A 14,514-nucleotide genomic window follows, 5' to 3' on the forward strand; every position below is an offset into this window, starting at 1 on the left:
GTTTTTCTAGAAATCCTGTAAGAAAAACGGGCTTAAAAAGACTACCATGATAGATGTATCTTATCATGGAGGTTATCAAAATGGAGCTTATTAAAGCGGATGTAACTGTCGTCGGCGGGGGGATTGCGGGGATTTGTGCTGCGATTGCTGCTGCTCGTCAAGGGCTGCAAGTGTCACTTATTAATGATCGACCAGTGCTTGGAGGAAATGCCAGCAGCGAGGTTAGGGTTCATATTAACGGGTCGGCTTATCTCGGTAAAAGTCCATCCTATTATGCACGTGAGGGCGGGTTAGTGGAAGAACTCAAGTTGAAGATCTTTCACTATAATCCGTTATATAACAAAAAGCTTATGCTCTCCCTTTCGGATACGGTCTTGTTGGATATGGTTTATGCGGAGCCTAACATTGCGCTATTTCTGAATACATGCGTGCATGAAACAGGCATGGAGAACGGTAGAATCGCATGGGTGGAGGGTATTCAACTAGCTTCTGAAAGGAAGTTTCGTTTTGAGAGCCGAACCTACATCGATTGCTCTGGCGACGGGATCGTCGGATTTCAGGCAGGTGCTCACTTCCGATGGGGAAGGGAAGCGAAGCATGAGTATAACGAAACCTTGGCGCCTGAAGTGGCGGATCATTACACCATGGGAGATACGATTCTTTTCCAAGCCCGTGATGTAGAATATTCCGTTCCTTACAAGAGGCCCGGCTTTGCGTATGATATTACGAAGCTGCCTTTTTTTGAAAGTATCCGAAGGGGTTTGAATCATCGAGCATTCCCTAGGAAGATCAATGGTCTTGGCGGATTGTGGTGGCTGGAGTACGGCGGGCATATGGATGTTATCGCCAACAATGAAGACATCGCACTGGAGCTGCGGAAATTGGTATACGGGATTTGGGATTATATCAAAAATAGCGGCGAATTTGATGATGTCGATAATCTTATCTTGGATTATGTGTGTCCCATTCCGGGCAAGCGCGAGTCGAGGCGGTTTATTGGCAATCACATGTTGTCTCAGAATGATCTGACCACAAAGCCGCATTTCGATGATGCTGTATCCGTGGGTGGCTGGTATATGGATTTACATGCAGCTAAGGGCATCTACGATGAAGGACCCGCTACAGCATGGAATTTCGTGCCTGGCCTGTACAATATTCCGTTCCGCAGTTTATTTTCGCAAAATATACCTAATCTCATGTTCGCTGGTCGCAATATAAGTGCTACCCATGTTGCTTTTGGTTCTACAAGGGTAATGGCAACCTGCGGTTGTATGGGGCAGGCCGTTGGAACGGCTGCTTCTTTATGCCTGAAATATGAGGTAGACCCCGCAGATATCGTCGAAAGGCATATGGGAGAGCTGCAAGCGTTGTTGCTTCGAGATGGGCAAACGATTGTAGGGCTTAAAGAAGAGTTGGATCCTTACTTCGCTGATGGATTAAGCGTAAGTGCCTCATCTCAGCGCAGCTATGACAATCTTCATCCGACCGAAGCGATTTTCTTGGAGCAAGGGGTATGCTTGGTTCTGCCGATTCAGACCGCTGTAGCGGAGAGTGTACAGATTAGAGTTAAAAATAGTTCCGAGCATGCAGAAACGCTGCATGTGAAACTGTTCGGCGGGGATCGGAAGGAAAACTACATTCCCACCAGCCATTTGAAAGCGTACAGTGTGGATATTCCTGCCGGCTATGACGATTGGATCACGTTGGACTTGGGGTGCGTGAAGCCAGCGGACGATAAAATATACATCGTACTGGAAGGTACGGCGAGCCTTGCCGTATTCGGTAATGAAGAGAAACTAACAGGAGCGGTCTCTTTCCATTATAGGCCGGAAGAGCCGTCCAGGCTGAAGAAGTTTAATAAGAGCATCTGCTTCAAGGATCTGCTGCCAGCGCAGGATATGTACAATCCTGAAAATGTCGTCAATGGTTACTCCAGACCGTATGGTCTGCCGAACGGCTGGATTTCCGAACGTACGGAAGGACAGGAATGGTTGGAACTCTGCTGGGCAAGCCCTAAGAATCTCGATGAAATGCATCTCGTTTTCAATTCACAGTTGGATTTAGAGCATTTTGACGATCCAATCGAACCGCTTATGCAAGATTATGAAGTGACCTTGATCTTCGAAGATGGAACTGAGAGGGAAATCAGTATCCGTGGTAATTATCACACGTTGAATAAACATAAGGTTGATGCGAAAGGTGTAACTCGAATCCGAATTCATTGCTGCGCAACTTACGGTTCACCTTATCATGAAGTGTTTGCTGTCAAATTGTTTGCACCTAAAAATGCTCAGTGAGGTCAGGTGAAGTCGTGATGCAGGAATTTTTCCCTCGAAGAGGGTTACCTAATGTCATTCAGAAGTTGGAAAATGGGGAAGCCGTGACAATCGTCTATTTTGGCGGCAGTAATACACGTTCTCAGGGATACAGGGTCATGACGGCGGACTGGCTGCGGGGGCAATACCCCAAGGCAGATATCCGCACTGTGAATGCAGGCATTGACGGTACTGGATCGGATTTGGGCTGTGCCCGTTTGGAGACGGATGTGCTAAGCCATCAGCCTGATCTGGTATTCGTTGAATTCGTCGGTAACGATGGCGGAGTGCCCGAGTCCAAGGCGCGGATCGAAGGCATTGTCCGTCAAATTCGCAAACAGAGTCGGTTTACCGACATTCTATTTGTTTATACACTGAAGGAGCGGGATGTGGCCGGATTTCAAGCTGGGGAATACCAGAAGGGAGCTCTTATGCAGGAGGAAGTGGCCGATTATTATGGTATTCCCTCCATTCATTTAGGCGTAGCGGTCAGTCAATTGGTGACGGAAGGCAAGCTCGTTTTCACTGCAAAGGCAGGAGAGTCCTTTCCCGGGGCTATTGTTTTTACGCATGATGCGATCCATCCACTAATCCCTGAAGGACATCAGATTTACACGGATACGATCACTCGGTCCTTTGAGCAGATTCGTGAACTTGGGGATAGCTCGGGAACTGTTGAACATAACCTGCCAGAGGAACCGCTGGTTCCGGCCAATCCGTGGGAGTACGCTGCTATGCGGCCGCTGGAAGGGCATGCTCAATTATCTTCAGGGTGGTCTTACGTGACGCCTGATGAATTTGAGCTAGCCCGCAAGTACGATTGGTTGTTTCCCGGCCTGTGGCGAGCAGTCGATCCTGGAGAGGCAATCACGGTGCAGTTCACAGGCACGCACATCGGACTGTTCGATATCGGAGGACCTGATTCCGGTAGATTAAAGGTGACGGTGGATGGTGGGGAGCCCTTCCTTGTCGACCGATTCACCTTCTACAACGATCATAATCGCAATCAGTTTGTGTTTTTACCAGAGCTTCCGAATGGGAGTCATACGGTTCGTTTCGAGATCGATTCGGAGAAGATAGACAAAGCGGCTGTGTTTGCGGCAGCCGGCAATGAGCGGAGCAAGCAGCATGTTCAGGAGCATCCGGATTGGTACGATCAAACGGTGATCCAGCTTGGGAAGTTGTTGTTGGTGCAGCCGCCACTATAATTTGTTGGAAACCTACATGGTGTTTGACTGCTGCCCAGCAGTCTAATCACAAGTAGGTTTTTCTTTTTGCGCTAGGGCAGGGGATCCTAGATACCTTATTAGGCTGGAGTCGGCTGAAATTGAATCTAAGGGGAACGTAGATGCGCTAATTGGTTGAATTGAAGTTATTTATCGTGGTTTTCGGCAAAATAGAGCATTGTAGTTCCTCTCCGGTGATGATTGCGCCTATTTATCCGCAAATAAGACATCCACGTTCCCTTTCGTGGGAGAACATAAGGGACATTTCACTTAAAATCTTATAAGAAATTCTAGAAATCAAAGAAATTTCACGCTGAGGTTACATGCTATGCTAAAACGGACGGAGGAGATTTAGCCTGACAGATAGGGCTTATTGCTTCTTTCTCATCATTTCAATAAAGGAGGAAAATATTGTTTTGAAAGCGCTGTCAATAAATGGGAGGAAGTGAGTTATATGATAAAAAAGAAGCTGCTCTTAATCGTTTTGATGATAACGATGATAATGCCACTAAGCTTTTTTGGAAAAGGAACTGCTAGTGCAGATACCTTACCGTATAAGACAATCATCATCGATGACGGGAGCATCACGGTTGATGGTGTTGTGACCCCTGATGCGGATAACATGAATAACGGATACTCGGCTCCGAATTGGACCACAAGTACCGGTGTGAAGGGGTATGCGAATTCCAGCTCCAAATATACAAGTACAGTAGGCAGGACGATATCGTGGAATCCGCGATTAGACGCAGGCACGGCGAGAATATCATTATACAAGCTAGATTGGGCGGATAAAGCAGATAGCAATGTGAAAATTGAAATTGTTCATAACGGCACGACGGATGTTCAATTTATAGATTTGAGACCTTCATTCGGGGCGCCTGTAGGATGGGTTGACCTAGGAGAGTTCTATTTTTCAGGGATTGGTGAAGAATATGTCAAGTTGACTCGGTCGACCAGCAGCACCAGCACCATACTTACGCGAGCTGATGCGGTCAAATTTGAAGGAAATATTGGGCAAAAAGAGCCGCATAAGACAATCATTATTGATAATGGCAGCATCACAACGGATGGTGTGGTTACTGTCGATGTGGAGAACAAGAATAACGGATACTCCGCTCCATATTGGAGCACAAGTACAGGCGTGAAGGGGTACAACAATTCCAGTTCCAACTTTACAGATGCTGTAGGAAGAACGATTACATGGAATCCGCGGTTGGAAGCGGGTACGGCGAAAATATCATTTTATAAGTTGGATTGGGCGGATAAAGCAGATAGTAATGTGAAAATTGAAATTGTGCATAATGGGATGACGGATGTCATGTTTATGGATCTAAGACCTTCATCAGGTCCCGCCGCGGGTTGGGTCGATTTGGGGAGCTATTACTTCAGCGGTGATGATACAGAGTTTGTTCGGCTGACGCGAACGCAACCTACGACGGGAACGATTATTACGCGGGCTGATGCGGTCAAGTTCGAAGGGAATATTCGGCAGCAAGCGCCACCGTTGCCTCCGCTGCGCAGCCGTACACTGGCGAATCTCAGTTATACGGAGAAAGGCAGTATTGAAAACACTAACTATAAGGCGACTTTCTATGAAGCCGCTTGGGATGGCGGGAAATCCATCGTTCGTGATCTGTTCTACAAGGACACGGGTACGGGGAACTGGGTACCTATCAATAATGTGGCAGAAAGACTGGAAGAACAATGGGTCTTATTGGATGGGAATGCAGGGAGTCGAACGAATTACTACGATACGATGAATACACGTTGGCTTACATTTGACGGGATTACTTTTCCGGATAGCCAGACTGCCGTATTAACCGATTCGTTGCATGGCAGCGATTACGATTTTCAGGTGAATTGGTCTATGTCAGGGGATAAACCGGATGTTTCTTACAACTTTACACCTCGTCGGAATGGCAACTATGTGATTGGCTATCAGTCTTTCACAACAGAGTCAGTCTCTGGTGTCAATGAAGTGTTAAATGGCTTCAGGTCGCATGCCAAAATGGTAGGTTCGGTCGAATCAACTAGCTTGCGTGAGCTAAGTGCTCCGATGAGTCTGGTTGAGAAAAATGACGGAGCGGGAAATGCACTGACGTATGGCGTATTTGTACCATCCGAGCAGCTTCCGGTTGAGTTTGAACCGACAGGAGGTGTCTCCCAGCAGCGGCTTGGGATGAGTCTTGTCAATAATGAAGGCAGTGTACAGCCGATTATTTATGCGCCACAACTAGGGACGTATTCGCAAATGACTGCGGAAAGCACGTATCAGTTCCATATAGGGTTAATAGCTCAGAAAAGCAAACTGTATGATGCTTACGAGGACATTCTCCGCACGGAATACGAATATATGGCATATCGGGAAAATGTGGCCGATCATTCGCTTACTGACGCGATGTTCAATATGATCGATCTGCTCAAGATAGAGCCTCAAGGGGACGATTCTGTTAATTATGTCCCTTCGCCAAGCGGATGGTGGAGTAGGGCCAAGGGTTTCATCGATATCGAGAATGAGGATAGTGTACGAACTACATCGAATGCGGCTCTGCTTGGGGCTTATTATTTGACCGGAGACGACCAGCTTTACGATAGTAGGGCGTTGCCGTTGATCCAGTACGGGGTATCACGTAATGGTATCGGCTGGTCGCCGACACAGAAGCCTGTATACAGCGTTCCCTCATTATGGAAAATGGCAACCTTGCCGTTCGATTTTTCAAGTGTAGCTGCTGTCAATCAAATGCTGGGCACTTCGGCAGGCATTGGGGCGCTGGGTCAGGAAGAGTACCTTGTGCGAGATCCTGAGCAGAAGGACAGAGGGCCGGTCATTCAACCCCTTATGATGTATCGCATGACAGGTGATGCCCAGTATCTACAAGATGCTAAGGATGCGGCCGACAGCTATATCGCTCAAAATATCGATATACCTGCAACCACGAATGTGAGTAAAAATGAGTTTATTTATTATTATAGCAAGCTGTGGATGGAGATCTTGGAGCTGTATGAGGAAACGCAAGATCCTAAATACTTGAATGCTGCATACAAGGAAGCCAAACAGTACGCCACGATGTTCGTGGCTCGTCCGGTTCCCGAAGGCACTGTGACGATTCCACAGCCGGAGACGTATAATTACGCGGAGTCGTTCCACTGGCCGGAAAGTGGGAAATACGACTATCCTAGAAGCAAGCTCCCTGAAGATGTAGCCGGAGGCGTACAAGCGGAAAGTTGGCTTGTTTCACCCAATGGGTTGACGTTTGAAGCGGGGAGTACAACGGGCTATTATCGGATGAATGCGCAGGAGGCTCCGTTTATGCTGAGGTTGTCGCTCTATACCGGCGATAAACTACTGCAAGATATCGCTCATAATGCGGTTATCGGGCGCTATTCCAACTATCCAGGGTATTACTATAAGGGCTTCGCCGTAAGTCAACTGGAGCCGGATTTTCCACTGGAAGGTCCAAGCGGAGCTACATCCATCTATTACCACCATATGCCGGCGCAGCTCGGGCAAACGATGGATTATTTGATCACCGAACAATCGCTGAAATCGAATGGAAGTATTACATTCCCTTCCGTATTTGAAACGAATTTCTTATGGTTCAAATATCACCTCTATGGGAATAAACCAGGCCAATTTTACGGCAATTCCAACGTGTGGCTCTGGATGCCGAAGGGGATTATTCAGACTAACCATCCGCAATTAAACTGGATAACGGGAGAAAGCGGAAATAAATTCTACATCAGTCTAAGTAACGAATCGACATCTGAGGTACAGACTCCGATCCAATTGAATGCGCAAATGATCGGGTTCAACCCAGCGCAAGATTATAACGTCACCATTATCCGCGATAACGGGGCACCACAGCAAGCGGTTATGAGTGGTGGAGTCATTCAGGCAACAGTTTCGGCCAAGGGAATAACAGCCCTCATCGTGGAAGGACTCGACATTGATGTGCCGCTGCATCAGGTTCGAACAGCCGATACATCGGATGCAAGCTATTTCTTCGATGTGCACAGTCCAATCGATGCTGTGAAAGGCATGCTCATCGTCAAGCCAGATGAAACGTCCTACGATGCTTACGTGGAGGCCAAAACGACAAAGCCAGCGACAATCCACTACTCCTTAGATGGCGGCGCCACCTACACGACTGTTCCAGATACGATTTATCCCATGGAATGGTCGATACGGGTAAATGATTTATCAAAGACTTTCACCTACTATGTGGAATCGGACGGCAAACAGACTCGCAAGCGGACGCTATATCTAGCTGATCATGTTGCAGCAACGCCGGTTCAACCGGAATGGCAGGGTGGCTCATCCATCATTGTTGATAATACGGAGGCGGATACAGAAGGCGTCTGGATACGAGATACCACCGCCAATGACTACTACTACGATAACTATGTATATGCCAAATCGACCACAGGCACAGCAACAAGCACAATGAAATGGCGGCCAGAGCTGCCAGAGAGTGTTACTTATAGCGTGTATTACATGTTACCGCAAATAACAGCCACAAGCGAAAATTGGGCAACCAATGCTTCTTTTACCGTGTATTATAGCGGTGGTTCGGAGACGGTTACCGTTGATCAGACAACGGCCAGTGGGGCGTGGGTGTTCCTAGGCGCTTATCCTTTTGCAGCAGGGGATAGTGGGTATGTCGAATTAACGAATAAGGCTAACAAGTCCAGAGTAGTTGCCGATGCCATGATGTGGGTAGACCCGAATAGGACACTGCAATTGGAGTCCGTGGTCATCCAATCAGATCGGGACGAACTGCAAATGACGCAAGCGGCTCAACTGAGTGTAACCGGCTATTTGGACAACGGATTGATCGGTGATTTGACACAGGCAAACGTGCAGTATTTTGTTGATAGAACCGATCTGGCTACGGTGGACAGTAACGGTTTGGTGACCCTTCAAAGCTTGGATGGTGTAACCGATCACATCGAGGTGTGGGCCACAGTGACGTTGGATGGAGTGACCTTATCAACACCACATTTGACCATAGCGATCAGGGATCTGACGGTTATCGTCGACAGCACGAATACGGCAGGGTTATACACGACAGAAGGATCTTGGAGCCAGAGCAATTTAGCTGGTTACAAAATTGGCGTGAAATCCCGTTACTCAACCGTTCAAGGATCGTCGGCGACATGGAAAGCTCAGTTTCCAGAGGGGAGATATACGGTTTCTATTTACAAGCTCGTCCATACAACGGCCAACGATAATCATGTCAAAGTCGAAGTGAAGCATCAGTCGGTGACTGAGGTCACGTATCTCGATGCGACAGTCGGCTCGTCGGGCTGGGTTAATCTTGGTACGTTCGATTTTACAGGAGACGGCAGCGAGTATGTTCGTTTGACTAGGGAGACTGCGACTACCGTAGATCCCCCAACACTTCCTGCGGATATGATTTATACGAGGGCTGATGCCGTTAAGTTCGAGCGGCAGTCGTTTAGCTCAGCATATGCCAACAACGTACTCGCACCAGCTAAACCGATACTATCGGACAACAATGTTGTTGCGACAGGCTTGCAGGATGGAAATTACGAGATTACGATGAATATGTGGTGGGGGAATAATGTAAAATAACCCGAAGAGCTGAGTGGATGAGTATGATCCATTCGGCTCCTTTGTTTTTTTAAAAGAAAATATTGACAATAAGAAAATGGATGGTATTATATACCATCTGGAGTAACTAAATAAGTCTGGGAGGTATGTCATTGCAAAAACAACTCTCTACTGCGAACAAAATGGCATGGGAAACGAAAGCGTATCAAGCATGGGTTCAACATTTTGGAACACCAGAAGAACTTGCAGCGGAATTGAAACTAGAACACAAACATCATTTGCGTTACTGGCTAAAGTATATGGGTGATCCAGCAGGAAAGCGCGTTCTTAACCTTCTAGGCTCACACGGTAGAAAGGCAATTTCTCTGGCATTGTTAGGTGCGGAAGTGACCGTGGTGGACATATCGGAAGAAAATCGGTTGTACGCGATGCAGGTTGCTGCAGCTACTGGGGTTCAAATTGATTATATCTGCTCGGATGCTTTGGATATCCCCAACGAAGAAACGCTAGGCCAATTTGATATCGTGTTGATGGAGTTTGGTGTTTTGCATTATTTTACAGATCTCCATGCTATTTTCAGCGTGGTTCAACGTAGACTAAGGAACAAGGGCCGGTTTATTTTGACCGACTTTCATCCTTTTGCACGGGCATGGCTGAATACATATAACCTGCCAGAGCCAACTGGCAACTACTTTGAGGATCGCATTAAGGAAGGACAAGTGGCGTTTGCTAAGCTGCTTCCCGAGGAAGAACGTTCTGAGCTGCGTAATGTGTTAGTACGAAGCTGGACTGTCGGTGAGATTATAACTGCGATTAGTGCAGCGGGACTATGCATTCGAACATTTGAAGAGATCGCAAGTAAAGCAGATCCAAGATTTCCCGAGTTCTATACGCTAATTGCTGATCGAATCGATGTGGAGTTATCTCCGCTATATCCTTGAGTGGAAGATGTTGCAGACCGCATTCGTGATTAGATGTATAATCTACAGCTAATTTGCTCGTATTTACCGTATTTTCGTGATTAGATGTATAAAATACATCTAATTTGGTCGAAATTTGAAGAGTCGAGCAGATCGAGGAAATTTAACTACAGAAAATACAGGTAATCTTACAAATTCGATAAATTCGCTACAATTAGATGGAGAAAATCCAGTTAGATTGCGGGAAGCGGGGATACTACTATTACGCGTCGGTCATATGCAAAAAAGAGGCTATTTCATAAGGTCTAAATTGACTTTTGAGATGGCCTTTTTAATTTTTGCTCTTTAGAGAAACGGTGAAGCAAAGTTTTTAACAATGCGTAATCTCACAAATTCGTGTCAGAAAATGTTCAATAGAGAGCCACATCAGGAAGAGCCCTCCTGTAAGTATAAAAATGGCTCCCGCAATCGCAATCCAAATATGCGACTTGTTTCTTCCGATTTTGTTTGTATGGCCGTTATCCCTATCATCCGCAGGTTTTATATAGCTCCCTCCTTGTCCTCGTCGACCGAGCTTACTCCGTAACGCGCCAAAGCCTTCGTCGCCGACTCCAGCATACGTCTTTTCAGAAAATCCCCCTCGACCACACGAACGCGCTTTCCAAGAAAACGGACCTTGGAAAGCAGATACTCCGTTTCGTCCCCAAGAATAGTTACCCTGACTCTATAGATATCATTTTCGGTATCATAGGCAACGTCTTTTTCAAAACTGGAAAGGGCATATAGAATACGAGACAGCTCTCTATTGTAATCACGAACGACTTCAAGGAGGGTTTCGCCTTTTCTCGCATCTAGAGCTTTTTTGCTCTTCATCAGAATGCTATCTGCATCCTCTGTTTTCAATGCCTCAGCAGTGACACTTATAATTTTGTCTAATTTAGTGCGCATGATTGTGTGATGCCGAAAATCATACCAAAGCAGGTACCATTCTCTTTTGACCATGGAATATTCTAATTTATAGGGAAGCCCAGATTGATCTGATTGCATGCGTCCGCTTTTAATCTCATAGGTTAAGCGTATTCCAGTTCTCTCCGAAATAAGCCTGCGTAAAACCCGTAAGAGGGGGTGGTAAACTTGTTTCTCCCTACTGCGGGCTTTTTCAATGAGGTGGTCCGAGGTGTCCATAACCTGATCTTGACTTAGGATTACTCGTAGTTTATCCAACGTTTCGGAATTGAAAGCCTCATTAGCTGCAGGATGCCCAAGCATCGTCTTTAGCCATGCCCTCTCGTGTGAAGTGACCATGAACGTACCTGAATCCTCTAGCCGGGAAATAATCTGGTAATTAAAAATTTTCTCAAACAGATTCATAATAAGCTTGAATCTCCTTCCATTCGGCAATCATTTCTCTGCGGAATTGAGCAGGTTCGAGTATTTCACAGCTAGACCCGAAACTGCGCAGCCATGGCTTAATTTCTGTCGTCCCGTTCACCAAGATCTCATAGATAAAAGAGTGCTCGTCCTCTTGCACGATTTGTCCCCATTGACCTTGCAGCATGACTCGCTCCCTAACAAAGTTAGGCGCCGAACCTTCTGGATTGTAAAATCGAGCACGAACCGTCACAGGCCGCCCCGTATCAATCAGCCAGCTATACTGAATTTTCTCCTGCAGCTCGTTCATTCTAGTCTCAAAAGCAACCTCGTCCACGGATTCATCCTCTTCGATCTGCGTTAACCCTTCTAAGCGATACTTTCGTACGCCTTCTCTGCCACTTCCGAGCAGATACCATCGCCCGTACTGATGATCATAGACCACTTTCAGCGGGATCGTTTTCTCCACTTTTCCGTTCGTATCCCGCTCGAATAGCGGATTGGTGTTCTTAGAGGCGTAGCTTTTTTCAGATTTCGGTGAAAAATAAAGGAATTGAACCTTGCGCCGGTTACGGATTGCACGAAGGAGCGTGAACAAATGCGCTTCATCTAGGATTCTAGAATAATAGTGATATTTATATAAAAAAGGCTCAATCGCGTGTTTCTCCGCTTGTTGGCGAACAAAATGCTTCTTCAAGCCATCGCGCAGCAAATAACCCTGAACAGAAGGGACCTGCGTGTTCGCCATGACATCTACAAAATCATAGAGATCATAAAGCTCATCGTCCGTCAGTCCGTGGATCAAATCGTTTTGGATACGGTAGCGATAGGGACGAGCACCTGCTTGTCTTGCAATGACACCAACTTCTTCCAAATACTTGAGGTCAGAACGAATGGTTTTCTCATCAGGCAAGGATAGATCGGATGATTGACTGGTACAACAGATGTCCAATAGTTCCATGGCTGTCAGAGCTCTTTCGTTCATGGCGGCTAAAAGCAAAGAGATTCTCTGCGATTCCGATTCTTTCAGCGATTTGGCGCGAAATAAAAACAGCAGCATCGGATCGGTGGACTCGTAATAGCTGAAGCGAATCGTTTCGGCGAACTCTTTGCGCTCCTCCTGCGGTAAGTGCTGATACGTCGAGCTAACGATCTCTTTTAACCGTCGAATCGTCTTGTCAAAGGTATGGATAGAAATGCCCAGTCGCTCTGAGAATTGCTGTCTATTGTAGGCGCCACTCGTCAACACGAGCATGCGAAGAAACTGGATTTCTTTATCAAAGCTTTCCTTAGCCACCCTACTCCTCCGTTCCATCTACATCGTATTTCCATTGTAACAGGGGATGGAATTGGGCGAAATGGGAAACTTTCTCTGTTGTCGTAATACTTTCGCCATGTTCGATGGGATGAAAAAGAGCGAAGATAGGTACATAAGGCCGACGCGATATTTAGAATATTGGAAATAATTAACAATGTTTGATTGAATACATACATGTACCAAAGGAGGAAGAATCATATGTCCGATGTTCATCAACAAATCCTTGAAGAATTGAAAATGATCGAGAAGGAAGAAGGCGTCCGCATCTTGTATGCACCACTATTTGCACATGGCGAAAGGGAATTATCGGGAATATTTGCAGGGTGATCATGTTAAAATTAAAAAGTATTTCTATGTCCTGCGCCCGATCTTGGCCTGTGAATGGATTGAGGGGCACAATACGATGCCACCTATCGCGTTTCAAGAATCCGCCATGCAAGTTGGTGAAGGTGGTCAGGATAGCGAGCTTGACGCATTATTTCGAGCAGCATTGAAGGAAGTATGGGGATAGGAGTTTTAATTTTCACTTACAGGAGATGAACAACATGGCGTATCAAAATATAAACGGCGTACGAGTCTGGGGACAACCCGATGAGGGCGCTTTGTCACAGGCAAAAACATGTTCAGAAACAGGAAGAGTCGTTCAGACACTCCTCATGGCTGATCATCATAAAGGGTATAGCCAGCCGATAGGCGGAGTTGTTGTATACGACGGTCAATTATCGCCATCAGGCGTAGGCTATGATATAGCCTGTGGAAATAAAGCAGTAAGAACCAATCTCATGGCTAGCGATTTGAAGCCTCGCATGGCGGGCATGATGGATCAAATTGCACGCAAAATTTCCTTTGGTATCGGTCGTGTAAACAATGAGAAGGTTGATCATGATTTGTTCGATGACCCGGATTGGGATGTGTATAAAGCAATTGGTAAACAAGAGCACGACAAGTTAAAGGCACTTGCTCGTGATCAGCTTGGAACCGTGGGCAGCGGCAATCATTTTGTGGATGTGTTTGAAGAAGTGAGCACGGGTCGGGTGTGGGTGGCGAATCATTTTGGCAGCCGTGGGTTCGGTCATAAGACAGCGAGCGGTTTCATCAATCTGACGGCTGGCCGTGACTTTCTGGGCAACGCACCAGGTGAAAAGATGGACCAACCGCCGATTCTTCTGGATTTGTCGAGCGAAATGGGAGACATGTATTACAGGGCCATGACGCTGGCAGGGCGGTATGCCTATGCGGGGCGAGATTATGTGATCGAGCAGGTGCTCGTTATTTTAGGAGCAGAAGCGGATTTCGCGGTGCATAATCATCATAATTTTGCGTGGAAAGAGGTCCACAATGGTAAGGATACAATAGTAGTTCGAAAAGGGGCTACGCCTTCTGCCCCAGGGCAATTAGGCTTTATTGGGGGGAGTATGTGCGATATCTCCGTGATCGTTAGAGGGAAAGATACCGATGAGAATCGGGATGCTTACTACAGCACGGTGCATGGCGCCGGCAGGGTGATGAGCCGGACACAAGCGGCGGGCAAAATGAACTGGAGAAACCGCACCCGAAGCGGCGGACAAATTACACCAGAACGCATGATGAATGCGGTCAAGGATTACGGTGTGGAGCTTCGTGGAGCGGGAACGGACGAGAGTCCTTTTGTGTATCGTAAGCTGGAAGATGTGCTGCGTGCGCATGAGGAGACGATTGAGGTTCTGCATGTGTTGAAGCCGATCGGTGTTTGTATGGCTGGTGCCGATGAGTTTGATCCGTATAAGGATTAAGAGAGCAACCATAAACA

8 protein-coding genes and 1 pseudogene are annotated in these 14,514 nt (G+C 46.7%); 7 read left to right on the forward strand and 2 right to left on the reverse strand.

Annotated features, from left to right (window positions below; translation table 11 throughout):
- Positions 1–80: 80 nt before the first annotated feature.
- From J2736_RS17220 to J2736_RS17235, 4 genes are all read left to right on the forward strand, one after another.
- The gene (locus J2736_RS17220) at positions 81–2,297 is read left to right on the forward strand and encodes an FAD-dependent oxidoreductase (RefSeq protein ID WP_310499824.1); all 2,217 of its coding nucleotides are present in this window, start codon (positions 81–83) and stop codon (positions 2,295–2,297) included.
- Positions 2,298–2,314: 17 nt separating this feature from the next.
- Complete coding sequence (locus tag J2736_RS17225; protein ID WP_310499825.1) at positions 2,315–3,523, forward strand: GDSL-type esterase/lipase family protein; 1,209 nt, start codon at positions 2,315–2,317, stop codon at positions 3,521–3,523.
- A gap of 505 nt (positions 3,524–4,028) precedes the next feature.
- Positions 4,029–9,137 (forward strand): golvesin C-terminal-like domain-containing protein, encoded by a 5,109-nt coding sequence (locus J2736_RS17230; RefSeq protein ID WP_310499826.1) that lies wholly within the window; start codon positions 4,029–4,031, stop codon positions 9,135–9,137.
- A 131-nt stretch (positions 9,138–9,268) separates the two neighbouring features.
- Positions 9,269–10,057 (forward strand): class I SAM-dependent methyltransferase, encoded by a 789-nt coding sequence (locus J2736_RS17235; RefSeq protein ID WP_310499827.1) that lies wholly within the window; start codon positions 9,269–9,271, stop codon positions 10,055–10,057.
- Between the two features lie 519 nt (positions 10,058–10,576).
- On the opposite strand, the gene J2736_RS17240 is transcribed toward J2736_RS17235, so the two are convergent.
- Both J2736_RS17240 and J2736_RS17245 read right to left on the reverse strand, forming a co-directional pair.
- Entirely contained in the window at positions 10,577–11,407 is an 831-nt protein-coding gene (locus J2736_RS17240) for a WYL domain-containing protein (RefSeq protein ID WP_310499828.1), read from the reverse strand.
- Positions 11,394–12,704 (reverse strand): helix-turn-helix transcriptional regulator, encoded by a 1,311-nt coding sequence (locus tag J2736_RS17245; protein WP_310499829.1) that lies wholly within the window; start codon positions 12,702–12,704, stop codon positions 11,394–11,396. The genes J2736_RS17240 and J2736_RS17245 overlap by 14 nt, the downstream gene beginning before the upstream one ends.
- Positions 12,705–12,923: 219 nt before the next feature.
- Between J2736_RS17245 and J2736_RS17250 the strand changes: the two genes are divergently transcribed.
- The 3 genes and pseudogenes from J2736_RS17250 to J2736_RS17260 all read left to right on the forward strand — a co-directional run bounded on the left by J2736_RS17250 (position 12,924) and on the right by J2736_RS17260 (position 14,497).
- Entirely contained in the window at positions 12,924–13,052 is a 129-nt protein-coding gene (locus tag J2736_RS17250; protein WP_310499830.1) for a hypothetical protein, read from the forward strand.
- Positions 12,991–13,236, forward strand: a pseudogene (locus J2736_RS17255) (DNA polymerase beta superfamily protein); the annotation flags it as partial. The gene J2736_RS17250 and the pseudogene J2736_RS17255, both read left to right, overlap by 62 nt.
- A 34-nt stretch (positions 13,237–13,270) precedes the next feature.
- A complete protein-coding gene (locus J2736_RS17260; RefSeq protein WP_310499831.1) occupies positions 13,271–14,497 on the forward strand; it encodes an RtcB family protein in 1,227 nt (408 codons plus the stop codon).
- The last annotated feature ends 17 nt before the right edge of the window (positions 14,498–14,514 follow it).

Source organism: Paenibacillus qinlingensis (assembly GCF_031455095.1).
GTDB classification, from domain to species: domain Bacteria; phylum Bacillota; class Bacilli; order Paenibacillales; family NBRC-103111; genus Paenibacillus_E; species Paenibacillus_E qinlingensis_A.